This is a genomic window from Bradyrhizobium sp. WYCCWR15520 (genome assembly GCF_056174665.1).
On sequence record NZ_JBWBWM010000013.1, the window covers coordinates 58217 to 83143 of the forward strand.

At 63.3% G+C, this 24927-nt stretch carries 22 protein-coding genes and 1 pseudogene; 15 read left to right on the forward strand and 8 right to left on the reverse strand.

The genetic code is table 11. The features are described 5' to 3' along the window. The first annotated feature begins 783 nt into the window (after window positions 1-783). Window positions 784-2052 carry a DUF892 family protein gene (locus AC0QUY_RS16345; protein WP_475387575.1) on the forward strand — a complete coding sequence of 423 codons (1269 nt, stop codon included), beginning with the start codon at window positions 784-786 and terminating at the stop codon, window positions 2050-2052. Between the two features lie 29 nt (window positions 2053-2081). On the opposite strand, the gene AC0QUY_RS16350 is transcribed toward AC0QUY_RS16345, so the two are convergent. Then, complete coding sequence (locus AC0QUY_RS16350) at window positions 2082-4430, reverse strand: xanthine dehydrogenase family protein molybdopterin-binding subunit (RefSeq protein ID WP_475387576.1); 2349 nt, start codon at window positions 4428-4430, stop codon at window positions 2082-2084. 286 nt (window positions 4431-4716) lie between these two features. On the opposite strand from AC0QUY_RS16350, the gene AC0QUY_RS16355 reads away from it, so the two are divergent. Both AC0QUY_RS16355 and AC0QUY_RS16360 read left to right on the forward strand, forming a co-directional pair. Next, window positions 4717-5685: a hypothetical protein gene (locus tag AC0QUY_RS16355; protein ID WP_475387577.1), complete on the forward strand. Its 969-nt coding sequence runs from the start codon at window positions 4717-4719 to the stop codon at window positions 5683-5685. 233 nt (window positions 5686-5918) lie between these two features. Continuing rightward, a pseudogene (locus AC0QUY_RS16360) lies at window positions 5919-6038 on the forward strand (PEPxxWA-CTERM sorting domain-containing protein); the annotation flags it as partial. 135 nt (window positions 6039-6173) lie between these two features. On the opposite strand, the gene AC0QUY_RS16365 reads toward AC0QUY_RS16360, so the two are convergent. Both AC0QUY_RS16365 and ndk read right to left on the reverse strand, forming a co-directional pair. Continuing rightward, on the reverse strand, window positions 6174-7013 hold the full coding sequence (locus tag AC0QUY_RS16365; RefSeq protein WP_475387578.1) for a TerC family protein: 840 nt from the start codon (window positions 7011-7013) through the stop codon (window positions 6174-6176). Window positions 7014-7077: 64 nt separating this feature from the next. Then, window positions 7078-7500 (reverse strand): nucleoside-diphosphate kinase, encoded by a 423-nt coding sequence (gene ndk, locus AC0QUY_RS16370; RefSeq protein WP_161854232.1) that lies wholly within the window; start codon window positions 7498-7500, stop codon window positions 7078-7080. Between the two features lie 322 nt (window positions 7501-7822). Between ndk and AC0QUY_RS16375 the strand changes: the two genes are divergently transcribed. The 3 genes from AC0QUY_RS16375 (at window position 7823) to abc-f (ending at window position 10387) form a co-directional block, all read left to right on the forward strand. After that, window positions 7823-8074: a sulfur globule protein precursor gene (locus tag AC0QUY_RS16375; protein ID WP_475387579.1), complete on the forward strand. Its 252-nt coding sequence runs from the start codon at window positions 7823-7825 to the stop codon at window positions 8072-8074. A gap of 236 nt (window positions 8075-8310) precedes the next feature. Then, on the forward strand, window positions 8311-8454 hold the full coding sequence (locus AC0QUY_RS16380; RefSeq protein WP_202639371.1) for a hypothetical protein: 144 nt from the start codon (window positions 8311-8313) through the stop codon (window positions 8452-8454). Between the two features lie 70 nt (window positions 8455-8524). Further along, window positions 8525-10387 carry a ribosomal protection-like ABC-F family protein gene (gene abc-f / locus AC0QUY_RS16385; RefSeq protein ID WP_475387580.1) on the forward strand — a complete coding sequence of 621 codons (1863 nt, stop codon included), beginning with the start codon at window positions 8525-8527 and terminating at the stop codon, window positions 10385-10387. A gap of 20 nt (window positions 10388-10407) precedes the next feature. On the opposite strand, the gene AC0QUY_RS16390 is transcribed toward abc-f, so the two are convergent. The 3 genes from AC0QUY_RS16390 to AC0QUY_RS16400 all read right to left on the reverse strand — a co-directional run bounded on the left by AC0QUY_RS16390 (window position 10408) and on the right by AC0QUY_RS16400 (window position 13030). Further along, entirely contained in the window at window positions 10408-10899 is a 492-nt protein-coding gene (locus AC0QUY_RS16390) for a hypothetical protein (protein WP_475387675.1), read from the reverse strand. Window positions 10900-11059: 160 nt separating this feature from the next. Continuing rightward, on the reverse strand, window positions 11060-11512 hold the full coding sequence (locus AC0QUY_RS16395; protein WP_161854228.1) for a DNA polymerase III subunit chi: 453 nt from the start codon (window positions 11510-11512) through the stop codon (window positions 11060-11062). A 15-nt stretch (window positions 11513-11527) separates the two neighbouring features. Next, window positions 11528-13030 carry a leucyl aminopeptidase gene (locus AC0QUY_RS16400; RefSeq protein WP_475387581.1) on the reverse strand — a complete coding sequence of 501 codons (1503 nt, stop codon included), beginning with the start codon at window positions 13028-13030 and terminating at the stop codon, window positions 11528-11530. A gap of 347 nt (window positions 13031-13377) precedes the next feature. Between AC0QUY_RS16400 and lptF the strand changes: the two genes are divergently transcribed. The 8 genes from lptF (at window position 13378) to AC0QUY_RS16440 (ending at window position 22988) form a co-directional block, all read left to right on the forward strand. Then, complete coding sequence (lptF, locus tag AC0QUY_RS16405) at window positions 13378-14547, forward strand: LPS export ABC transporter permease LptF (RefSeq protein ID WP_161854226.1); 1170 nt, start codon at window positions 13378-13380, stop codon at window positions 14545-14547. Then, complete coding sequence (gene lptG / locus AC0QUY_RS16410; protein WP_475387582.1) at window positions 14544-15641, forward strand: LPS export ABC transporter permease LptG; 1098 nt, start codon at window positions 14544-14546, stop codon at window positions 15639-15641. Before lptF ends, lptG begins: the two co-directional genes overlap by 4 nt. Window positions 15642-15697: 56 nt before the next feature. After that, window positions 15698-18136 (forward strand): LPS-assembly protein LptD, encoded by a 2439-nt coding sequence (locus AC0QUY_RS16415; protein ID WP_475387676.1) that lies wholly within the window; start codon window positions 15698-15700, stop codon window positions 18134-18136. A gap of 71 nt (window positions 18137-18207) precedes the next feature. After that, a complete protein-coding gene (locus AC0QUY_RS16420) occupies window positions 18208-19149 on the forward strand; it encodes a peptidylprolyl isomerase (RefSeq protein WP_371419478.1) in 942 nt (313 codons plus the stop codon). Window positions 19150-19152: 3 nt separating this feature from the next. Continuing rightward, window positions 19153-20157 carry a 4-hydroxythreonine-4-phosphate dehydrogenase PdxA gene (gene pdxA, locus AC0QUY_RS16425; RefSeq protein WP_161854223.1) on the forward strand — a complete coding sequence of 335 codons (1005 nt, stop codon included), beginning with the start codon at window positions 19153-19155 and terminating at the stop codon, window positions 20155-20157. Then, window positions 20154-21008, forward strand: a complete 855-nt coding sequence (gene rsmA / locus AC0QUY_RS16430) for a 16S rRNA (adenine(1518)-N(6)/adenine(1519)-N(6))-dimethyltransferase RsmA (protein WP_475387583.1) — start codon at window positions 20154-20156, stop codon at window positions 21006-21008. The genes pdxA and rsmA overlap by 4 nt, the downstream gene beginning before the upstream one ends. Before the next feature lie 23 nt (window positions 21009-21031). Continuing rightward, window positions 21032-22090 (forward strand): alcohol dehydrogenase, encoded by a 1059-nt coding sequence (locus AC0QUY_RS16435; RefSeq protein ID WP_161854221.1) that lies wholly within the window; start codon window positions 21032-21034, stop codon window positions 22088-22090. A 313-nt stretch (window positions 22091-22403) separates the two neighbouring features. Next, window positions 22404-22988 carry a LysE family translocator gene (locus AC0QUY_RS16440; protein ID WP_475387584.1) on the forward strand — a complete coding sequence of 195 codons (585 nt, stop codon included), beginning with the start codon at window positions 22404-22406 and terminating at the stop codon, window positions 22986-22988. A 42-nt stretch (window positions 22989-23030) separates the two neighbouring features. Here AC0QUY_RS16440 and AC0QUY_RS16445 read toward each other — a convergent pair whose 3' ends face one another. Both AC0QUY_RS16445 and AC0QUY_RS16450 read right to left on the reverse strand, forming a co-directional pair. Continuing rightward, window positions 23031-23516 (reverse strand): VOC family protein, encoded by a 486-nt coding sequence (locus AC0QUY_RS16445; RefSeq protein WP_475387585.1) that lies wholly within the window; start codon window positions 23514-23516, stop codon window positions 23031-23033. A 98-nt stretch (window positions 23517-23614) separates the two neighbouring features. Then, window positions 23615-24112 (reverse strand): Lrp/AsnC family transcriptional regulator, encoded by a 498-nt coding sequence (locus tag AC0QUY_RS16450; protein ID WP_475387586.1) that lies wholly within the window; start codon window positions 24110-24112, stop codon window positions 23615-23617. 108 nt (window positions 24113-24220) lie between these two features. On the opposite strand from AC0QUY_RS16450, the gene AC0QUY_RS16455 reads away from it, so the two are divergent. Next, window positions 24221-24760 carry an RBBP9/YdeN family alpha/beta hydrolase gene (locus AC0QUY_RS16455; RefSeq protein WP_475387587.1) on the forward strand — a complete coding sequence of 180 codons (540 nt, stop codon included), beginning with the start codon at window positions 24221-24223 and terminating at the stop codon, window positions 24758-24760. Window positions 24761-24927: the final 167 nt, after the last annotated feature.

Here is a 24927-nt window from a genome sequence, read left to right on the forward strand (position 1 = left end):
GGTACGCAAAGCCGTTCGCTTGAACAGCATTAACCTCGTGGGGGCTGCAAACCCCGCGAGTTCAACCACTCGGTCATATGCGCGGCCGTCTCGTCCTGACGGGCTCTCCGCAACAACCCGTCCCGAACGGGACCTGGCGGCAGCATCCCTGCTTCCGCGCGCAACTGCTTGGCTTCTTCGGCCAGGCGCTCTTCGAGAGTGGTTGTCTGTTTAAAACGGCGCCGCTTTTGCATGATCCGCTCGTTTCCGGTTGGAGGACAGCGAGAGCGCATCGGGCGTTCTCATCACCGATTGTCCTCAGGGGCCGCGCGGCGACGACAAAACGGTATCAGCCATAATCGTACGGTCTGTCCGGTGGATTACTTAGCCGTACACCTTTAATTGCGCGTAATGCCGCGCCTTCGGGGAACGGATAACGATCGGCTCAAATGCAGCAAACATAGCCATTGGCGCAAGAACAGGGCTCGCCCCAGCCGATACAAACATCGTCGGTTCTGTTGCCCTGGATGGACGCCCTTCCGACAATCATCTGCCCACTGCCGGCCATACCCGACCACAGTGATAGTCATCGCGCCGATCGGCCAGATGATTTCGAGATGCATCGTCGACTTTGACGCCGAAACTGTCGGCCTTCTGTGCCTTGCGGCAGGATGCCCCACCGACCGCGCTGTAAGAGCCCGAGCTCTTTCTCTGTTCTGGTCCGACGCGACGAGCCAGCACGCGAATTAGGAACAAACCACATGGCGTGCCGTTCGAGATCTCTCAACCTCGCGAGGCTCTCCCATGTACCACCATGTCAAGAAACTGATGTTCACCGTTCGAGTCGACGAACCCGATCCTCGTTTTGGCAACATGCTGCTCGAGCAGTTCGGCGGCGCCAATGGCGAGTTGGCGGCCGCGATGCAATATTCGATACAGGGCCTTAATTGCGAGGATCCCGCCCGCAAGGATCTGTTGATGGACATCGGCACCGAGGAACTAAGCCATCTCGAAGTCGTCGGCTGCCTCGCGCGCATGCACCTCAAGCCTTCCAAGTTCGACCGTCAGGCCGCCGAAGCTGATCCGCTGATCGCCATCGCCGGCGGAGGCGGAGTTAACCTGTTCAACTCGCAAGGCAATCCCTGGACCGCCGATTATCTCAAGATCACCGGGGAGCTGGACGTCGATCTCCGCAGCAACATCGCGGCCGAGGCACGAGCCAAGATCGTCTATGAGCGCCTGATCAACTTCTGCGACGACGCCGGCTCAAAGGATGCCCTGCAATTCCTGATGACGCGTGAAATCACCCATATGAAAGCGTTTGCGCTGGCGCTCGAAAGCATGAGCAAGCCGGCCTTCAGCATCGGACGCATCGCGCCGACGCCCGGCCTTGTCGAGCAGTTCTTCAACGATTCCACAGGAACCGGAGAACACGGCGAGATCGACACGCGTGGCCCCTGGAACGAAGGCAACGGCTGGGTATTCACGGAATCTCCGGCCATCCAGGCTGGCGACCCGGGAGCAGCGACCGCGATCGTCACCGAAAGCTCGCCGCCGGTCGATGAAGCCGGACTCAATGAGCTGCTCATCGACGAATTGCGCGACATCCTGCATGCGGAAAAACAGCTCACCAAGGCATTGCCCAAGATGGCAGAGGCGGCACGGTTCGATCAACTGCGCGAACTCTTCGAGCAGCATCTGGTCGAGACGGAAAATCAGATCGAGCGCATCAACGAGTGCTTCGAACTGCTTGGCAAAACCGCCCGCGCCAAGCCCTGCAAGGGCATGATGGGTTTGGTCGAGGAAGGCCAGGAGATCATGGCCGAAGGCGAAGAGAAGGAAGATGCCGCCGCCGATCTCGCATTGATCGGCGCCGCGCAACGCGTCGAGCATTACGAGATGTCGGGATATACGACGGCGAAGAATCTGGCCCAGCAATTACGCCACAGCGCCATCGTCGCCTTGCTGTCGAAATCGCTGGCGGAAGAAGAAAACGCCGACCAGCTTCTCAATCAGGTGGCGCGGTCGCTGATGTCGGTCGCCAGGATGCCTGCTGCGATCGAGCGGGTCTAATTGTCCCGCAGAGCTCGGCGGACATCACGTCAGTCCGCCGACGCGGCCGCATCCACTCTGGCGTTCGGTGAGCGCGCCGCCGTCTGGATCGCGTGCCAGATGCGGGAGGGCGTGGCCGGCATGTCGAGATGCTGCACGCCGAGCGGCGCCAGTGCGTTCATCACGGCGTTCATGATGGTCGCGGGTGCTGCGATAGCGCCGGCCTGACCGCTTCCCTTGACCCCGAGGCGGTTGGCGCGGCTTGGAAAATCAGGCGTGAGGCTGCCCTCGAACGCGGGGAGATCGCCGGCGCGCGGCAGCGCATAATCCATCAGCGAGCCCGATAGGATCTGCCCCGTCTCGGCATCGAACAGCGCCTGCTCGAACAAGGCCTGGCCGATGCCCTGTACGACGCCGCCATGGACCTGTCCCAGCGTCTGGCGCGGATCGAGCAGGCGACCGTAATCATCAAAGATGACATAACGATCGAGCCTGACTTCGCCGGTCGCCGGATCGATCTCGACTTCGGCGACATGGCAGCCGTTGGGAAAGGTGTAGCGGTCGCATAGATGCGTCGCCTTGTGCGCCAGGCCGGGCGCAACGTCGTCGCCGGCCGACTGAAAGGAGGCGCGCGCCACCTCGTCAAGGCTGATCTCCTGCCCCGTCGCGGCCACGCGCAACATTCCTGCCTGGTATTGAATCGCATCCACGCCGGCCTGCAGCAGGCGGGCGGCAAGGCGCCGCGCATTTTCGATCAACCCTTCCGCCGCCATCAACAGCGCCGTGCCGCCCTGGTGCATCGAGCGCGCCCCGCCATGGCCGCCGCCGGAATCGAGATCGTTCGTATCGCCCTGGCGAAACCGGAAGCGCTCCAGCGGCAGGCCGAGCGCATTCGCCGCGATCTGGGCGTAAGTGGTCTCGTGCCCCTGGCCGCTCGAATGCGTGCCGACCTTCAGGTCGATCAGCCCGTCCTCGCAAAAACCTACCTCCGCCACTTCATTGGGCTGGCCGCGCGCCGTTTCAAGAAAGCAGGCAAGCCCAAGACCGCGCAGCCGCCCCTGCTTGCGCGAACTTCTCGCGCGCGCCTTGAAGCCCTCCGCAGCCGTGGCCGCGTGATCGATTGCGTGGGCAAAGCTGCCCTGCTCGACGTTAAGTCCCATCACGCTCGCGTAAGGAAAGCGCCGCATGATGTTCTTGCGCCGCAGCTTCAGCGCATCCATCCCAAGCTGGTGAGCTGCGATGTCGATGCAGCGCTCGATCAGATAGTTCGCCTCCGGCTTGCCGGCGCCGCGATAGGCGTCGACCGGCGTCGTGTTGGTGAACACGCCCCTGGTCTCGAATGCGATCAGCGGAATGTCGTAGACGCCGCCCATCGCGCTTGCCATCGCCATGGTCGGCACGGCCGGCGCAACCGTGGAGACATAGGCGCCGAGATTGGCGAACACTTTTGTCTCGAGTGCCAGCAAGCGGCCGTCGCGATCAAGCCCAAGGCGAACGCGGATCAGGCTGTCGCGGCCATGTGCAGAGCCGGTGAAATCCTCGCTGCGGTCGCCGATCCACCTGACGGGACGGCCGAGGCGACGCGCCGCCCACAGCACCAGCACCCATTCCGGATAGAGCACGTTCTTCATGCCGAAGCCGCCGCCGACGTCGGGAATGCTGACGCGAAGCTTTTCTCTATCGATGCGAAAGACGCCGTGGGCAAGCAGGTCGCGGATCGCATGTGCGCCGGCGGCCGAGGCGGTCAGATGCAGCCGGCCGCTCGCGGCGTCGAATTCCCCGATCGCGCCGCGTGTCTCCATCGGCGCGGCGACGACGCGGTTGTTGATCAGTTCGCATTCGACGACGTGGGCGGCATCGCGGAGCGCCGTTTGCACCGGGCCGATCTCGCCACGGTTGAACTGGAACGCGAAATTGCCGCTTGCCTCCGGCCAGATCGACGGCGCGTCCGGCGAGATGGCATCTGCGATCGCGACGACCGGCGGCAGCGGCTCATAATCGACGACCACGGCCTCGGCGGCATCGCGCGCGGCTTCCGCGCTTGCCGCGACCACGAACGCGACCGGCTCGCCGACGTAGCGAACGACGCCCTGCGCCAGCGCGTGATAGGGCGGCACTACCAGCGGCGTCGTCATCGGGATCGCGGTCACCGCGCACGGCATTGGGCCGATCTTGTCGGCGGCCAGTTCGGCCCCCGTCAGCACGGCGGCAACGCCCGGCACCTTCCGCGCCGCCTCGGCGCCGATCGCGGCGATGCGGGCATGGGCGTGCGGCGAGCGAACGACGACGCCATGAAGTGCATTTGGCGCCGCGAGATCGGCGACATAGCGCCCGCGCCCCTGCACGAAGCGCGCGTCTTCAAGGCGGTCGATGCTGCGCCCCAATAACGGTTCGGTCATGTGAAACTGTATGGAGCCGGGCGGCGGCAAAGGCAATCGCTAGCCGCGTCAGTGCACTGGGCGTCCCGTCGCTGGTTGAAGCGCCCCGCCGAGTAAAGCCGCCTGACCGGCGCCTACAAGGAGGCGCGCCAGAGGCCGCTACCAAAAGTTGTCATCGCTACGTGAATGCTTATGCCGGTGACAACGTACCGCACGACCATCGAGCATTAAAATGCGGCTTGGCAAATTCTAAATGCGCGTGTTAGCCTGATTAAGTTTTAATAAAATTTATATCATGGGGGATGTTATGCGGCTATTTAAATCACCGCTTGGGAAGCTATTCCACAATCCGAAGATCCTTGCAGTGGCCGTTGCGATCGCCGCTCCGGCTGCCGCCCGAGCAGACGTCATCGTACAGAACACCGGGGTGACCGGTTTCCCCGGCACCTTCAACTTCATCGGATACAATTCCTCGAACGTGGCATTCGGACAGCCCGTTGCATCCAAATTCTTGGAGTTCGGCGGACGGTTTCATCCGCAGGGATCGAATGCAGATGCAGCCTTCCTGGCCAGCACCACCGTCACTGCAACGCAGAACGGCGTCACGTTTAATGTCCCCGCTGGCAATTCGATCCCCGACCCCAATCTTTTTGACCGAAGGATTGCCTATAATCCGAACCTTCTCGGATCGTGGCAGCTCACCGTCACCAACCCGAACTACAGCAACTCGCCGCTCGTCGTTAATACAGCCGCCATCAATCCCAACATCGGAGCGCCTCCCTTCATCACGGGAATTGCGATCAGCGGCGCCTCGAATGCGACAACGACTCCGACGATTACCTGGAACGCGCCGGCCTTCACCCCGCCGAGCGGCTACAATCAGGCGACCAGAATCTTCATTGTCGATCTCAACAACAACAAGCAGACGATCTGGAGGGCGGACCTGCCGTCGAGCCAGACCAGCTACACCATTCCGGCGGCGGCCAACCTCTCGGCTAACGGTCATTATGGCATCGTGATCCGGGACGACTACCGGATCCAAAGCAACGCGACCACCGGCGCCAGCTCGCACAGCTTCTTCGATTTTCATCCTACCGCGATTTCACAGTTCAATGGTCCGGTTTACGTGCCGGTCTCGTCTTTGAATGCTGTGGGTGAGACGGTCTACAGCTTCCATATCGACGTCACTCACGGCCAGTCCTACAATTTGGATCCGGCCGCCGCGCTGGGTTACATCTTTTCGGTCGGCGCGACCGGTCCGAATTCGCGAGCGTGATATTACCGGAATTGGGCCTGGGGCACCCCTACGGCCTCTACATCTGGAACGGGAGCACCTACGTCCACGCAGCCGATCTTCTGGCAAACACGCTGTACGATTTCGGCCCGGGCGGCGTCAGCAAGTTCAAAGTCCTGGGTATCGACGAAAGCCTGGGACTCGATCCCAACAACTCGACGGCGTTTGTGACCAAGGTGACCTTCACCGGCGACGGTCTTTTCACAGGCACGATGACGGCAATTACTGCCGTTCCCGAGCCCTCCACCTGGGCCATGATGATCCTGGGCTTTGCCGGGATCGGCTTCCTGGCCTATCGCCGCCGCAACCGGGCAGCCGCGCTTGCGACTGCCTAAATCTAAATCTCACTGAGAAACCCATAGAAGAGGCCCCAGCGGCAACGCTGGGACCTTTTTTAGCTGAGCTGTCGCTTCGGGCGCCGCGAGCGCGGGCTCCTGCCCGCGCCGCTATTTGCAATCGAATCGGTTGCGTTATGCCGCAGCAGAATGCTCGGCCGCACCCTCGAGCTTGCGCTTGCGCCAGATCGATCCCACGACCAGCACGACGGCGATGCCGACGAGCCCGAGCACGATCTCGCTGCCGTGTCCGCCATTGGTGAACTGCGGCCCGATGCCGATCGATTTGAGCACGCCATCGAGTCCGACACCGACCGGGCCGTTGAAGAACGCGTGCATCGACGGCTGGATGACAGGGTCGGTCGCCATCACCTCGCCCGCGATCCAGCCAAGCAAGGCGGCGCCGGCCCATACCAAAGCGGGCAGACGCGAGAGCAGTGCCATGATCAACGCTGCGCCTGCGACGATCAAGGGAACGCTGATCGCAAGCCCGATGACCAGCAGCGGAATGCTGCCATTGGCGGCGGCGGCGACCGCGATGACGTTGTCGAGGCTCATGACGATGTCAGCAATCGCCACGATCTGCACGGCCGCCCATAGATGCGCCGCCGCGTCAACATCGCCCTCGCCCTCGTGTTCAGGCACCAGCAGCTTCGCTGCGATGAAGAGCAGCGCGAGACCGCCGACCAGCTTGAGGAACGGCAGCCCCATCAACGTCACGACGATGCCGGTGAAGATGATGCGCAAGAGAACGGCGACGCCGGCGCCGAGGATCATGCCCCAGAACTTCTGGCGCGGCGGCAGGCTGCGGCACGCCATCGCGATGACAAGCGCGTTGTCACCCGACAGCAGGATGTTGATCCACATGATCTTGCCGAGCGCGACCCAGAAGGCCGGCGTCTGCATCTCGGCATTGAACTGGGTGAAGAATGCCGAGATCGTCGCAGGATCGAAGATTTGCCACAGCCAGTTCACAGCGTTCCCCCCTCGGCCTCTTCAGCCGTTGCTCGCGGCTATTGCGGCCGCCGTTTCGATAAAATCAGCCGACGATTTCGTTGCCGGAAAAGAACTGCGCGATTTCGATCGCGGCCGTCTCCGGCGCGTCCGAACCGTGCACCGAGTTCTCGCCGATCGATTTCGCATGGACCTTGCGGATCGTGCCGTCCGCCGCCTTCGACGGATCGGTGGCTCCCATCACGTCGCGGTATTTGGCGATGGCGCCCTCGCCTTCCAGCACCTGCACCACGACCGGCCCCGAGGTCATGAAGTCGACCAGTTCGCCGAAGAACGGACGCGCTTTGTGGACGGCATAGAAGGTTTCCGCCTGGTCGCGGGTCATGCGAATGCGCTTCTGGGCGACGATCCGCAGGCCAGCCTTCTCGATCAGCGCGTTGACCGCGCCGGTCAGATTGCGCGCGGTCGCGTCCGGTTTGATGATCGAGAAAGTGCGTTCAATCGCCATTGCTTACGTCCTTACAAAACGCTGATAAGTGGGTTGCGGGGCTTATATCGGCGCCACCTCACGACGGCAAGCGACCGGTGACGCGCCTGCCACCCCTTTTGGGCGCCTTTTTGTGCGGCACTTCGCCCCGTGGGGCAAAGATTGCTGCAATTTCATGGAGGTGAACCCTGTCTGAAACGGCTGTGGCACCTTCATTCAGCTTCGCGGCCATAGACTTACCGACGATCGAACGCAGGGCACGCGCATCCGCCGGCCCCGGGCGTCACGGGACCCGATCTCACTGATGGGTGCCAACTGGCGCCGAAACTTTGAGGAGACGATCATGTTACGCAAACTCTTGCTCGTTGCTGCGGCCGCGGCGTCGCTGGGTGCAGCCGCGCTGGCGCCGACAGCGGCATCGGCCGGCGGCTGGCACCATGGCGGCTGGCATCATCATCATCACGGTTGGGGTGGCCCCCGCGTCTTCATCGGCGGCCCGGCCTATTACGCCGGCGGCTATGGCGGCTGTTACGTGCGGCGTCTGGTTCCGACCCCCTGGGGCCCGCGCTGGCGGCTGGTGAACCGCTGCTACTGACCTGATTTGAGCTCCCCCTGACTGAGCCCCGGCCGCCGCGCCGGGGCTTTTTTATGCGGAACCAACAGCCCTTCGGTGATTCGACTACTTTCACGCGAACGCATGGGGATCTGCACGGGAAACCAATTTCGCCGTTGTGACTTGATCCATCAAATATAACTCAAGCCTTGCGAGCACTGCGAGGTGGAACTCGGCAGAGGCCGCCCATGAATGTACGAATCAATAACGATTCCGAATTGATCGATCACAAAACCTGCGTGTCGATCTGCGACGCCATTGGTGAACGGTTGCAGCAGAGCATGCGTACCGAAACCGAACTGCCACCGCGTCTGCGGGAGCTCGTCGACGAGCTGAGCCGCCGCGACAACGAGTTGCATTGAGGGCCGCTGCACAGCCGAATTTTACCGATAAAGGAGTTGCGTTTAGCGGCCGCTCCGGTGACAAGGCCGCATGCTTTCCATCACGGATATTTCGGTCCGGATTGCCGGGCGGCTCCTGATCGACGATAGCACGGTGCAGATCGCGCCCGGCGCGCGCGTCGGCTTCGTCGGCCGCAACGGCGTCGGCAAATCGACGCTGTTTCATGCGATTCGCGGCGACCTCCCAACCGAGTCCGGTAGCATCACCCTACCGCCGCGGTGGCGCATCGGCAGCCTGGCGCAGGAAGCGCCTGATGGACCGGAGAGCCTCATCAATGTCGTGCTGAAGGCGGACCTGGAGCGCGACGCGCTGCTCCATGAAGCGGAAACCGCCACCGATCCACACCGGATCGCTGAAATCCAGACGCGCCTTGTGGACATCGACGCGCACTCGGCGCCGGCGCGCGCCGCCGCGATCCTGAGCGGCCTCGGATTTTCCGCCGCGGACCAGACGCGGCCGTGTTCGGAATTCTCCGGCGGCTGGCGCATGCGGGTGGCGCTGGCGGCGACGCTGTTTTCAGCGCCCGATCTGTTGCTGCTGGACGAGCCGACCAACTATCTCGATCTCGAAGGCACGCTGTGGCTGGAAGACCATCTGGCGAACTATCCACGCACCGTCATCGTCATCAGTCATGACCGCGACCTGCTCGACACCTCGGTCGACCAGATCCTCCACCTCGATCGCGGCAAGCTGATGCTCTACAAGGGAACCTATTCCTCGTTCGAGGAACAGCGCGCCATGCGCGAAATGCTGGACGCCAAGCATGCCAAGCGCCAAGCGGACGAGCGCAAGCGGCTACAGGCCTTCGTCGACCGCTTCAAGGCGAAGGCTTCCAAGGCGCGCCAGGCACAATCCCGCGTGAAAATGCTGGAACGGATGAAGCCGGTCACGGCGCTGGTGACCCAGGACGTGCGCGAAATCACGTTCCCGACGCCGGAGAAAATGCTGTCGCCGCCGATCATCGCCGTCGATGACGTCTCGGTCGGCTACGATCCGAAAAAGCCGGTGCTCAATCGCGTGACGCTGCGCGTCGACACCGACGACCGCATCGCCCTGCTCGGCTCCAACGGCAACGGCAAATCGACGCTGGTCAAGCTGCTGGCGGGCAAGCTGCAGCCTTTCTCCGGCCGGGTCACGCGCGCGGAAAAACTCTCGGTCGGCTATTTCGCGCAGCATCAGGTCGACGAACTCAACCTCGATGCATCGCCCTACGATCACGTCCGCAGGCTCATGGCGGACGCGCCCGAAACCAAGGTGCGCGGCCGCACCGGCGCGATCGGGTTTTCCGGCAAGGCCGGTGACACCCTGGTCAAGAGTCTTTCGGGCGGCGAGAAGGCGCGGCTGCTGCTTGGGCTCGCCACCTTCTTCGCTCCGAACATGATCATCCTCGACGAGCCGACCAACCATCTCGACATCGACAGCCGCGCGGCGCTCGCCGAGGCGATCAACGACTTTCCCGGCGCCGTCATCATGGTCTCGCACGATCGCTATCTGATCGAAGCCTGCGCCGATCAATTGTGGGTCGTCGCCAATCAGACCGTGACGAGCTACGACGGTGACCTCGACGACTACAGGCGACTGGTGTTGTCGATCGGCGATACGCGCAACGGTTCGCGCGAGCGATCCAAGGAGACCGCAAAGTCCGGGCGCGCCAGGAGCGAGAGACGAACGCCGGTGAAGCAGCGGATCGCCGAAGCCGAGGCCGAGATCGAGCGCATCAACGGCATCATCGCCAAGATCGACACTGCCCTCGCCTTGCCGGATATCTTTACGCGCGATCCCAAGCAGGCCGCACAACTAAGCAAGGCCCGCGCCGGCGCCGAAAGCGCGCTGCGGCGCGCCGAGGAAGCTTGGCTGGAAGCCAGTTCGGAATTCGACGAAGCGGCGGGTTGAAATCAGTCGATGCCGGCGAGCTACGCCGCCGGCTTCTTCTTCGGCTTGGCGCCCTTTGCCGGCGCCGCCGCTTCCGGTGCACGCTCGATCGACGTCAGGCGTCCCGCGGTGAAGGTGTAGAGGCCGGCCCGCTGACCGCGCGAATAGGTGACGACCGCGACACGATCCCCGCGCGGATTGTTGGAAAGGCTGACATTGTCGGGCGCGCCGATGCCGCGCACGACGTCGCATTCGGTATGACCGAGCGCAACCGATCCCGTCGTCGAGGGCGGCGGGCTGCCGGCGGCCAACGCGGCGGCGTCGGTGCCCGGCGCTGCCATGCCGGGACAGCCGCCATCGGCCGCGACAAGTTCATCCGGCCCGACTTGCTTGGTCGGGGTGAGCGGCGGCGTCTCGATCGACACGTTGCGAATGAACACGCGTCCGGAGCGCGAAAACCAGTCCGCATCCTTCGAGAGAAGATCTGCTCCACCCGAGCAACCCGCCAGCGCAGGCCCGAGCAGCAACAACATCAGCAGTGGTTTTCGATCGATCGTTCCGCGTCGCACGCTAAACCCACGCTCCCGCTTTCAACTGTAACGGCTTGTCGGACCATCACTTTGCGGCACGACCATGGCTGCCCGCAAGGTCCGGCGCAGAAACCGCAGATTATCATTAATTCCCATGGATTCGCTATTGCCGCCGCTGCCAGCGTCCCCGCTCATCGGCCTGCCAATACGTCACCTCGAAACCCCTCGCCTTGCAATCGGCCCAGGCGCCGCGCGCTGCGGTCAGCGCGTCGGCATCGTCGCCGTTGAACACCAGCACCACCCGTTCGTAGCTGTCGCAATCGGCCGGCAGCGCCGCGTTGTCGATCAGGAACCTGACATTGGCCTGGTTCGGATTGCCGTCCTCAATCGAGAGGATGATCGGCTGGTCCTGTGCATCGCCCGCACGCCATGTCGCGTGCGGCAGGAACGAATCGTCGCTATAGGTCCATAAGTGCGCGTCGAGCGCCTCGGTGCGCTCGGGCGAGGTCGATTGCACGACCACGCGCCAGCCGCGCTCGAGCGATTTCTCCAACAGCGGCGGCAATACGCTTTCGAGCGACATGCCCTGCAAATGATAGAACAGGACTTCCGTCATGCGGCTGCGACCGGATTACTTCGTGGCTTCGTAATATTCCGCTACCAGCCGATCCAGCAGGCGAACGCCATAGCCGGATCCCCAACTGTGGTTGATATCGGTTTTCGGCGCGCCCATCGCGGTTCCCGCGACGTCGAGATGCGCCCACGGCGTGTTGTCGACGAACCGCTGCAGGAATTGTGCGGCGGTGATTGAACCGCCGTGGCGGCCGCCGGTGTTCTTCATGTCGGCAAACTGCGAATCGATCTGCTTGTCGTATTCGGGGCCGAGCGGCATGCGCCAGACACGTTCGCCGGTTTCGGTTCCGATCTTGCTCAGCCTGTCAGCCAGTTCGTCGTTGTTGGAAAACATGCCGGCGTATTCGGTTCCGAGCGCGACCATGATCGCGCCGGTGAGCGTTGCCAGATCGACCATGAATTTGGGCTTGAACTTCTTCGCCACGTACCAGAGCACGTCGGCCAGCACGAGCCGGCCTTCGGCGTCGGTGTTGATGATCTCGATGGTCTGGCCCGACATCGAGGTGACGATATCGCCGGGGCGCTGCGCGTTGCCGTCGGGCATGTTCTCGACCAGGCCGATTGCGCCGACCGCGTTGACCTTCGCCTTGCGCGCGGCCAGCGCATGCATCAGCCCGACCACGCAGGCCGCCCCGCCCATGTCGCCCTTCATGTCCTCCATGCTGGCGGCACCCTTGATGGAAATGCCGCCGGTATCGAAACATACGCCCTTGCCGACGAAAGCGACCGGCTGATCGCCCTTCTTGCCGCCGTTCCAGCGCATGATCACGGTGCGGCCGGGCTGGGTCGAGCCCTGCGCGACGCCGAGCAAGGCGCCCATGCCGAGCTTCTTCATCTCCTTGACGTCGAGCACCTCGACATCGACGCCGAGCTTCTTGAGCTGGCTCGCACGGCGCGCGAATTCCACCGGGTACAACACGTTCGGCGGCTCGTTGACGAGTTCGCGGGCGATGATCACGCCGTCCACGACATGGGACGCAGGCGCAAGCGCCTTGCGCGCGGCGGCGACATCCTCGACCGCAATCGAAACGTCGGCGCGAAGCTCTCCGTTCTCGCCGTCCTTCTTCTTGGTCTTGTAGCGGTCGAACTTATACGCGCGCAGCCGGAGGCCCGATGCGATCGCGGCGGCAGAATCGGCCTGCATCGCCCCCTCAGGGAGTTCGGCAATCACGGTGACCGCTTCGCTGGCGGCATTGAGCTTGCCCGCCGTCACCCCGCCGAATTTGAGAAAATCCTTCTCCTTGATATCGGCCGCCTTGCCGACGCCGACGACGATCAGGCGCTCCGCCTTGATTCCCTCTGGCGCCGGGATATCGAGCGTCGAGCCGCTCTTGCCCTTGAACTGGTTGGCCGCCGCCGCCCGTTTGACGGTATCGGATGCCTTCCCCAGCGCCTTCCGCGTCGCCTCGCCGAACTTCAATGCGTCGTCGCAAAACACCACGAGAACGCCGCGGGGGGCTGTGGAAAAGGCGACAAAGCCGACCTTGACGGCGTCGGACATAGGTAATCCTCCAGAATTCAGGGCTGTCTTGCGGGTCCAGAATCGGCCCGGATTTATGGAATTGTTCTCTCAGTAGCGGTCCAAATCGCTCCGGACCTGATGTTTTCGGCACTATGGCCTGTCAGCCGCCGCGCTGCCAAGCACTGCCGTGACCGGAACGCCACATGATGGTATTTATTAACCATACCGAGGGGGTGCCACGGCCCGGCCATTTTGTTGACGGATCAAAGGGATGGTAGTGAGAGTGTAGACGGCTGACGAAAGGTGGCCCGACCAAAGGGGAACCCTGAAAAGGGATTGGTCGGAAGCTGCCCTCTGGGCGCACAAGGTGGGATCGTGCGGTAACGATGGGGTCGATCGACAGGTACATTTTCCGCACGACGCTCGCGTCGTTTGCGCTGGTCCTGGTCAGCCTCACCGGCGTGATCTGGATTACGCAGGCGTTGCGCGGCATCGACCTGATGACGAGCCAGGGCCAGACCATCATCACCTTCCTCGGCATCACCGGCCTCGTGATCCCGGCGCTGGTTTTGATCATCGCGCCGATCGCGCTGATGATCGCGATCTCGCACACGCTGAACAAGCTCGCCACCGATTCCGAAATCATCGTGATGAACGCCGCCGGCTTCTCGCCATTCCGGCTGTTCCGGCCGTTTTTCTACGCCACCTGCGTGGTGGCCCTGATCGTTGCCTTCATCGGCTCCTATCTCGCCCCCGACGGCATGCGCCGGATCAAGCAATGGGACGCCGAAATCACCGCCGACGTGCTGACCAACATCCTGCAGCCCGGACGTTTCGCCCAGCTCGATCCGAACCTGACGATTCGCATCCGGGAGCGGCAGCCGGGCGGCGTGCTCGCCGGCATCTTCGTCGATGACCGCCGCGATCCCAAGGAGCGCATCACCATCATCGCCGACCACGGCACGGTGCTGAAGAACGAGAGCGGCTCCTATCTGGTGCTGGAGGACGGCAACCTCGAACGTTTCGAGGCGGGAAAGCGCGATCCGGCGCTGGTGGCATTCGGCCGCTACGCCTTCGACATGTCGAAATTCTCCAATCGGGGCCGCGACATCACATTCGGAATTCGCGAACGCTATCTCTGGGAACTGATCTCGCCCTCGGAGGACGATCCGGTATTCAAGCAACTGTCCGGGCAGTTTCGCGCCGAGTTGCATGACCGCATACTGGCCCCGGTCTATCCCTTCGCATTCGCCGTCCTGACCTTTGCCTTCCTCGGCACGCCACGCACGACGCGGCAGAGCCGCAATTTTTCGATCGGCGGATCCATCCTGGCGGTGTTCGGCCTGCGCATGGCGGGATTTGCCTGCTCGGTCATGGCGGTGAAGACGCCGGTCATGGCGCTCGTCCAGTATTCGATGCTGTTCGCCGCCATCGCCATCGGGCTGTGGATGATCGTCGGCGGCGTCGTGGTGGAGCCGCCGGCCGCGCTGATGGAGGCCATCAACAGGTCGAACGCACGCCTCGCGCGGCTCTTCGGACGGCCGGCCACCGCATGAGCATGATGACCAACACGCTCGGGCGATATTTTGCCGGCCGCTTCCTGGTCTCGGCGGTGGGCGTGTTTGCGAGCATTTTCGTACTGCTGGTGCTGGTCGACTACATCGAGATGGTCCGCAAGACCTCCGGGCTGGCGTCGGCATCCGCGATCACGGTGGCGCAGACGTCGTTGTACCGCGTGCCGCAACTGCTCGAAAAGCTGATGCCGTTCTGCGTCCTGATCGGCGCCATGACCTGCTATCTGGCGCTGTCGCGGCGGCTTGAGCTTGTGGTCGCCCGCGCGGCCGGCGTGTCCGCCTGGCAATTCATCTCGCCCGCGCTGGCGAGCTCGATCATCCTCGGCACCCTCGCAACGGTCGCCTACAACCCGATGTCGGCGAACCTGCGCGAATTGTCCAAGCGGATGGAGGCCGAACTGTTCGGCTCGGCGCCCGGTGGCGGCATCCAGGATGCATCCGGCTTCTGGCTGAACCAGATCAACAGCGACGGCCAGTCGATCATCAACGCGGCCCGCAGCGAGCAGCAGGGTGTCCGGCTGACCGGACTGACCGTGTTCCGATTCGATACCGAGCTGCAGTTCAAGGAGCGAATCGAAGCGCGCGAAGCCGCCCTCGAGGAAGGCCGCTGGGCCTTCAAATCGGTACGCAGATACTCCCTTGATAAACCTCCGGTTGATCAGGAGAGCTTTTACCTCTCGACGACGCTAACCCCGGCCCAGGTTCGCAACAGTTTCTCCACCCCCGAAACCGTGTCTTTTTGGCAACTGCCTGGCTATATCCGTTCGTCCGAAAGCTCGGGCTTCGCGACCGCAGGCTACCGTCTGCAGTACCATAAGCTCATCGCACAGCCGTTTTTGCTGGCTGCAATGGTGATGTTGGCGGCTTCCGTCAGTCTTCGCTTCTTCCGGATGGGCGGCGTGCAGAAGATGGTTTTGAGTGGCGTGGGCGCAGGCTTTCTGCTCTACGTTCTATCGAAAGTTACTGAGGATTTGAGCAAGGCTGAGTTGATGCATCCCATCGCTGCGGCGTGGTTGCCCGTCTGTGTGGGCGGCCTCACCGGCTTCTTAGCTTTGCTGTACCAGGAGGACGGGTAGTGGCCGTTGTCGCCGCCCGCCAGTTGAGGTCGCCTGCGTTCAGGCGGCGCACAACCGTGCGCTGCTATCGAGCCCGCTTGGCCGCCGTTGGCGTACCTATGATTGCCCTGCTCGCCGGATTGGCGTTTGCGGGCTCGCTTGAGCTTGCCCTGACGGTGCCGGCTTCGGCGCAAAGCTTCACCTACAATCCGCGCCCGCCCAAGCCGCCGCCGCGGCCGGCCAACAATGACGGCCGGATGCTCGTGCAAGCGGTCGAGGTGGATTACGACTACAACAATCAGCGCGTGTCGGCGGTCGGCAACGTGCAGATGTTCTACAACGGCACCAGCGTGGAGGCCGACAAGGTCATCTACGACCAGAAGACCAAGCGTCTGCATGCGGAAGGCAACATCCGCCTGACGGATGCGGAAGGCAAAGTCACCTACGCCAACATCATGGATCTGAGCGACGACTACCGTGACGGTTTCGTCGATTCGCTGCGCGTCGATACGCCTGATGACACGCGCATGGCGGCGACGCGCGCCGACCGCTCCGCCGGCAATTACACCGTGTTCGAAAACGGCGTCTATACCGCCTGCGCGCCGTGCAAGGACAATCCGAAGAAGCCTCCGCTGTGGCAGGTCAAGGGTGCGCGCATCATCCACGACCAGACCGACAAGATGCTGTACTTCGAAAACGCGCAGCTCGAGTTCTTCGGCGTGCCGATGGCGTATCTTCCGTATTTCTCGACGCCCGATCCGACGGTGAAGCGCAAGACCGGCTTCCTGATGCCCATCTTCAGCACCAACTCGACCTATGGCTACGCTGTCGAGACCCCGTTCTACTGGGCGATCGCGCCGGACTATGACGCGACCTTCAACCCGCGCTTCACCACGCGTCAGGGCGTGCTGTTCCAAGGCGAATTCCGCCAGCGGCTGATCAACGGCTCGTACCAGATCCGCGGCTATGGCATTAACCAACTCGACCCCGGCGCGTTTGCCGGGCAGCCGGGCGACCGCGAGTTCCGCGGCGGCATCGACACCAAGGGCCAGTTCGCGCTGAACGACAAATGGGTCTGGGGCTGGGACGGCGTTCTGCTGTCGGACTACTACTTCTTCTCGGACTACCGGCTGGCCCAATACAAGGATCCGCTGGGCTCGTTCCTCAGCCTGCCGACAGAAGCCATCTCGCAGCTCTATCTGACCGGCGTCGGCAACCGCAGCTTCTTCGACGCGCGCACGATCTATTACCTCTCCTTCTCCGGCAACCAGGACAAGGTCCCGGTGATCCATCCGGTGATCGACTACAACAACGTCATCAACCACCCGATCCTCGGCGGCGAGGTCAGCTACCTGACGAATTTCACCAGCCTGTCGCGCACGACCGCGGCCTTCGACCCGATCACGACGTTGGCGAACACCGGTGGCCTGTGCCTGAACGCATCGGCCGATCCGCTGGCCCGGACCCCCTCGCAGTGCCTGCTGCGAGGTATGCCCGGCACCTATACGCGACTGACGGCTCAGGCGCAGTGGCGGCGCTCGTACACCGATCCCATCGGCCAGATCTGGACGCCGTTTGCGATCATGCGCGCCGACGCCATCAGCGCCTCGATCTCGAACCAGCCCGGCGTCTCGAACTTCCTTCCGGTCGGCGACACCGAGGCGGTCCGCCTGATGCCGGCGGTCGGCCTCGAATATCGCTACCCCTTCATCAACGTTCAGCCGTGGGGCACGACCACGATCGAGCCGATCGCGCAGGTCATCGCTCGTCCGAACGAGACCTTCGCCGGCCGGCTCCCGAACGAAGACGCGCAGAGCATGGTGTTCGACGCTTCCAACCTGTTCGCGGTCGACAAGTTCTCCGGCTACGACCGCGTCGAAGGCGGCGGCCGCGCCAATGTCGGCGTTCAGTCGACCACGCAATTCGATCGCGGCGGCAGCGTCAATGTGCTGTTCGGACAATCCTACCAGTTGTTCGGCCTGAATTCGTATGCGGTGCGGGATGCGACTAACACGGGTCTCGAATCCGGCCTGCAGAACACCCGGTCCGACTACGTCGCCCGCGTCAACTATTCGCCGAACCGGACCTACACATTCAGCGTGCGCTCGCGCATGGATGAAGCGACCTGGAACGTCAATCGCTTCGAAGCCGAAGGACGTGCTTCGTTCGACCGCTGGTCGGTCAGCATGCTGTACGGCAACTATGCCGCCCAGCCGGAGCTCGGCTATCTGACCCGGCGCGAAGGCCTGCTCGGCACTGCATCGATCAAGCTGGCGTCGAACTGGGTAGTATCAGGCGGCGCGCGCTGGGATCTTGAAGCCAACAAGCTGAACCAGTACATCATCGGCGCCGGTTATGTGGACGATTGCTTCGTGCTGGCTGCCAACTATGTCACGTCCTATACCTACCAGGCCGGGACGACGCCGCCGGTGCTCAATCACGCTTTCATGCTGCAGATCGGCCTGCGGACCATTGCGAATTCGTCCACGACGTCCGGCAGCAGCGGCATCCAGTAGCGTGAGGCGCGACCTTGCCGGACAGTACGCCGCGCAACGCGGTACGATTGGTTGATACGGCTGACATGATCATGACGACCATGACGCTTTTCCATCGCCGGCTTCGGTCCCTGACCGCCGGCTGTGCCATCGCGCTCGCCGTGCTGGCCGGCGGCGTCTCGCCACTGCAGGCGCAGACGGTGGCCTGCATGGTCAACGGCGAACCCATCACCAGCCTCGATATCGAGCAGCGCACCAAGCTCAACTTCCTGACCACGCGCAAGCAGATGCCGCGGCAGGAAGTGATCGACGAGCTGATCAGCGACAAGGTCAAGATCAAGGAAGCCAAGCGATACGGCGTCGATCCCACCGGCAGCGACCTCGATCAGGCCTATGCCGGAATGAGCCAGCGGATGCGGATTACGCCGGAGCAGTTGACCAAATCGCTGGAGAGCCAGGGTGTCCGGGCGGAAACGATGAAGGCCCGCCTCAAGGCCGAGATGGTCTGGGGCAGCCTGGTGCGCGGCCGCTACAAGGAGAGCCTGCAGGTCGGCGAAAAGGACGTGGACGCTGCCGCCCAGCAAAGCGGCGAGTCGACCCAGGTGGACGCGTTCGAATACAGGCTGCAGCCGATCGTGCTGATCGTGCCGCGCGGCTCGGCGCAAGGCGCGATCGATCAGCGGCGCAAGGAGGCGGAATCCCTGCGCGAGCGTGTGCAGTCCTGTGAACAGGCCAACTCCTACTTCAAGTCGATGCAGAACGCCGCGATCCGCGACATCGTCACCAAGACCTCGGCCGATATTCCGGGCCCGCTGCGCGAGCTCCTGGACAAGACGCCGGTCGGCCGCCTGACCCCGCCCGAAATCACCAAGCAGGGCGTGGAAATGGTGGCGCTGTGCGAACGGAAGCCGACCAAGATCGATACGCCGAAGAAGCGGGAGATCCGGGAAAAGATGTACACCCAGAAATACGAGGCGAAGTCGAAATCGTATCTGAACGATCTCCGCAAGGCCGCAATGATCGAATGTCGTTGATGCATGGCAAAGCCTCTCGCGCTGACATCCGGCGAGCCCGCGGGCATCGGCCCCGACATCGCCCTTGAAGCGTGGCGGCGGCGCGGCGAGCTGGACCTGCCGCCGTTCTACCTGCTCGGCGACCGCGCCTTCTTCGCGGAGCGTGCGAAGATCCTGGGATTGCCGGTCGAACTCGCAGATGCCTGCCCCGAGGAAGCGAGCGCGGCGTTTGCGAAAGCCCTCCCCGTGGTCGCGACCGGCGAAGTCGCAACCGCGCAGCCCGGACAGCCCGACGACACCAGCGCAAACGCGGCGCTCGCCTCCATCCGCCAGGCGGTCGACCATGTCAGGCAAGGCCGCGCCGGCGCCGTCGTCACCAACCCGATCGCCAAGAGCGTGCTGTACCGCGCCGGCTTCCGCCACCCCGGCCACACCGAGTTTCTCGCCGAACTGGCCGCCGATGGCGGGAAGCTGCCGCAGCCGGTGATGATGCTGTGGTCGCCGGCGCTCGCCGTCGTTCCCGTCACCATCCATCTGTCGCTGCGCGAGGCGCTGGCCCAGCTTTCGACCGACCTGATCGTGGCGACCGCCCGGATTGCGGTTGCGGATCTGAAAGCCCATTTCGGCCTCGCTAGTCCGCGCCTTGCGCTATCAGGCCTCAACCCGCACGCCGGCGAAGACGGCTCGCTCGGCCGCGAGGACATCGACATCGTCGCCCCTGCCGTCGAGGCGCTGCGCCAGGAAGGCATCGACGCCCGCGGCCCCCTGCCCGCGGACACCATGTTCCACGCCGCGGCGCGCAAGAGCTACGACTGCGCCATCTGCATGTATCACGACCAGGCGCTGATCCCGATCAAGACCATTGCGTTCGAGGACGCCGTCAACGTCACGCTGGGATTGCCGTTCATTCGCACGTCGCCGGATCACGGCACCGCCTTCGACATTGCCGGAACCGGCAAGGCCAATCCGTCCAGTCTCGCCGCGGCGTTGCGGCTCGCCGCGCGCATGGCGGCGACCAAGCCTAAATGAGCGCGATCGACGATCTGCCGCCGCTGCGCGAAGTCATCCGCGAACATTCCCTGTCGGCCCGCAAATCGCTCGGCCAGAACTTTCTGCTCGACCTCAACCTCACCGCGCGGATCGCGCGCGCCGCAGGTCCGCTCGAAGGCGCAACCATCATCGAGGTCGGCCCCGGCCCCGGCGGCCTGACGCGTGCGCTATTGGCGCTCGGCGCCAAACGCGTCATCGCGGTCGAGCGCGACGAGCGCGCGCTGGCGCCATTGGATTATATCGCCAAGCGCTATCCCGGTAGGCTCGAAATCGTGCATGCCGACGCGCAAGCCTTCGATCCCCGCCCGATGCTCGGTGGCGAGCGCGCCAAGATCGTCGCCAATCTGCCCTATAACATCGCGACCGCGCTGCTGGTGGATTGGCTCTCGATCGAGCCATGGCCGCCCTGGTACGACATGATGGTCCTGATGTTTCAGCGCGAGGTCGCCGAGCGCATCGTCGCCAGAGAGAACGACGAGGCCTATGGCAGGCTCGCGGTGCTCGCCAACTGGCGCAGCGAGACCAAAATCCTGTTCGATATTTCGCCGGCCGCGTTCGTGCCGCAGCCGAAAGTCACCTCCTCGGTGGTGCGCCTGCTGCCGCGCACGGCACCTGAGCCCTGCGACCGCCGCGCGCTCGAACAGGTGGCGGCCGCGGCCTTCGGCCAGCGCCGCAAAATGCTGCGCCAGAGCCTCAAATCGCTGTCGGTCGATCCGGCCAGGCTAGCTGCCGCCGCACAGATCGACCCGACACGGCGCGCCGAAACCATTCCGATTTCCGGCTTTGTTGCCATGGCCCGCGAATTGGCCGATATACGAAACACAAAATAAATGTCGTCTAAGGAGTGAACGCCATGGCGCGAATGGTCCGTCAATCCCTCGTCAAGTTCGATGCGCCGTTGTGCGAGACCATCATCGACACGCCGAAGCCGCAAGGCCGAGAAGTCCTCGTCCGCATCGAGCGCTGCGGGCTCTGCCATTCCGATCTGCACATCCAGGACGGCTATGCCGATCTCGGCGGCGGCAAACGGCTCGACACCACGCGCGGCATGACGCTGCCGTTCACGCTCGGCCATGAGATCGCCGGCGTCGTCGATGAAGTCGGTCCCGAAGCGCCTAAGGAGCTGATCGGCAAGAAGCAGGCGGTATTTCCCTGGATCGGCTGCGGCCAGTGCCGCGACTGCGCCGCTGGCGATGAAAACCTCTGCGTCAAGCAGCGCTTCCTCGGCGTCTCCATCGACGGCGGTTTTGCCACCCACGTGCTGGTGCCCGACGCCAAGTACCTGCTCGACTACGATCCGCTGCCGGTCAACCAGGCGGCGACGCTGATGTGCTCGGGGGTGACCGCCTATGGCGCGCTGAAGCGGCTGGTCGACCGTCCGCGCCAGCGCAATCTGCTGCTGATCGGTCTCGGCGGCGTCGGCATGATGGGGCTTTCGTTTGCGCAAGCGATGTTCAAGCAGAACATCACCGTCGCCGATCTCTCCCCCGCCGCACGCGAGACCGCGCTCCAGAACGGCGCGGCGGTCGCCTACGATCCGGCCGAGCCGGAAGTCGTCAGGCGCATCCTCAAGGAGACCGAAGGCGGTTTTGACGGCGTCATCGATTTCGCCGGCAACGAGAAATCGATGGCGTTCGCGGTTGCGACGGTCGCGCGCGGCGGCAAGGTCGTGGTCTCCGGCCTGATGGGCGGCAGTTTCAGCCTGCCGATGGTGCAATGGGTCTACAAGCGCATGACCATCGAAGGCTTCATGGTCGGCACGCTGGCCGAAGGCAAGGAACTGATGGCGCTTGCCCGCGCCGGCAAGATCAAGCCGACGCCGATGAAGGAAGAGCCGATGGCCGACGTCCAGAAATGGATCGACGAACTGCGCGCCGGGAAAGTGGTCGGGCGGATCGTGCTGAAGAACTGAAGCGGCACGCGCGGCTGTCGAGTGAGCTTTTTCCGTCATAGCCGTCCGAAGGACGGCGTCGCTTCCGCTCGCCTATGCCCGGCCATCTACGTCTTTCTCGCTATATTGAAGCAAAGACGTGGATGCCCGGCAGCCGGCTACGCCAAGGCTTCGCCGGGCTCAGGTGCCAGTCCGCCGAAGCTTTAGCGAAGGCGGACACAAGGCCGGTCATGACGGGCGAAGCCGTTGCGCAGGGATGACGGTTACGACGAACGCGTCGCTCTCCCATGATGCAAATCAATATCCTGCAGCCCAAGCTCGGTTAGATGGCTGCATGACCTTCCTCACCTTCCTCGTGACATCCTATTCCCTGCTGGCGGTACCCGGGCCGACCAACACCTTGCTCGCCACATCAGGCGCAGGCGTCGGCATTTCCCGATCGCTGCATTTGCTGGCGGCCGAGCTCTGCGGCTACCTCATGGCGATCGCATTGCTGCGGCTGGTTCTCGGCCCCGTGATGCTCGACGTCCCGATTGTTGCGGTCATCCTGCGCGCCATCGTCACGATCTACATTCTCTGCCTCGCCGTCACGCTCTGGCGCCACCGCTCGCGCGAGTTCGGCGATGGCCCCGCAGTAACGTTCAGCCACGTCCTCATCACCACCCTCCTCAATCCAAAAGCGATCATCTTCGCCTTCCTGCTGTTGCCGCTTCAGCTTGCGCCGCTTGAATTGTTGCCGTGGTTAACCGTGATATCGCTGCAGATCGTCACCGCCGGCGCTGCGTGGCTCGTCTTCGGCGCCATGCTGGGACGTGGCGTTAACCGCCTGACGCATCCTGATCTCGTCAACCGGCTTGGTGCATTCGCGCTGGTCGCGATTGCGGGCCTGATCTGGCTGCCGTCGCTCGCAGCGTTTTGATTGAGCGCACCTGCCGCCGTAACCCCGCCCGCAACCGCAGCGTCAGCCGCGCCGCGCTGCCTCGATCGCGGCGACGTCGATCTTTTTCATCTCCATCATCGCATCGAACGCGCGCTTGGCTTCGGCGCCGCCAACCGCCAGCGCCTCGATCAGCACGCGCGGGGTGATTTGCCAGGAAACGCCCCATCTGTCCTTGCACCAGCCGCACGCGCTTTCCTGCCCGCCATTGCCGACGATGGCGTTCCAGTAGCGGTCGGTCTCTTCCTGATCGTCGGTGGCAATCTGGAATGAGAAGGCTTCGTTGTGCTTGAAGGCGGGACCACCGTTGAGGCCGAGGCAAGCGACGCCGGCAACCGTGAAATCGACCGTCAGCACATCCCCGGCCTTGCCGGATGGATAGTCGCTGGGCGCGCGGTGGACGGCGTGCACTGCGCTGTCGGGAAAGGTCTCGGCGTAGAAGCGGGCCGCAGCCTCGGCGTCCTTGTCGTACCAGAGACAAATCGTGTTCTTTGCTGTGTTCTTGGCCATCGCGCGTCCCTTTCGGTTCCACTTCACTTCCCGCCAAGATAGGCAACCCCGTCAATTTGCTCCAGCCCAGCATTTCAATCTGCCTCGACACACGCCCGTCATATATCGAGCGCAGACGCCTCCCCTCTCCGCATCAGCGCGCGACCGATCGGCTTTGGCGGCTCGCTGCGCAGGACCAGCGACGTCGTGACCGCGCCGTGCCGGGCGACCGTATCCACGATCGTTTCGAGCTCCTGCGGCGAGGGCACGAACACCTTGAGAATGAAGCAATCCTCGCCGGTCAGCCGCAGCACCTCCATGATTTGAGGCATCTTGGAAAACTGCTTGAGGCAGGACTGGATATGCTCGTGGGTCGTGCGCAGGCGGATGACGGCCATCATCCGCAAGCCGAGCGCGGCCGGATTGATCTTGGCGGTATAGCCGGTGATGATTCCGCGCTCCTCCAGCCGCTTGACCCGCTCCGAGGTCGCGGGCTGTGAGAGCCCTATTCTGCGGCCAAGCTCTGAAATCGCGATGCGCCCATCCTCCTGCATCGCTTCGATAATCGCAACATCGGTCGGGTCCAGCGCGGGGACAGAACTTTCTCGAAAAGACATGAAGACCTTGAATCCATCGGCAAGAAGACGTCTTTTCCGATGATTGCCCATTCCAGCCCGGAGCGGAAGCCGTCAATTCTGCCCCGTTGCAAGAACAACGGAGCTGACATGACCGACATCATTATCCTGCCAGGAATTGGCGGATCGGGTGAGAAGCACTGGCAAACCCGATGGGAAAACATCAACCCGCGCTGCCGCCGCCTCCAGCCCGCCGACTGGGACCGGCCCGACCTCAAGGACTGGATCGAAGCGCTGGATCGCGCTGTCGCCGCAGCGTCACGACCGCCGATCCTTGTCGCTCACAGCCTCGCCTGTCTTCTGGTTGCCCACTGGCAGCAGGCGTCCACCGCGCAGGTCTCGGGCGCATTCCTCGCTGCCGTCCCTGATCCGCAAGCGCAGGCCTTCCCCATCGAGGCCGCCCGTTTCGCCAATCCGCCATCGAGCAAATTCCGTTTCCCCTCACTCATCGTCGCGAGCGCGAACGATCCATATGGCACGGTCGACTATGCCCGCGAGAGAGCGAACCAATGGGGCAGCAGCATTGTCGAAGTGGGAGCGCTCGGGCACATCAACGAGGCCAGCGACCTTGGGGATTGGCCGCAGGGAAAGGCATTGTTCACGGCATTTGCGGCCGGAGTGGCAGATTAACATCCGGAGCGTAACGCCGGAAGTACAGCGACAGCACTCGCGAATTGCGGCTGCAGTGTACTTAACTTGGTACCGGGAAGCCTAAGCGTCTGCTGAGTGCGCTTTCATCGCAATTCCCTGCGTCGCAACAAGAACTATTGGCCGCGCCGTGAAATGTTCTCGCCGCG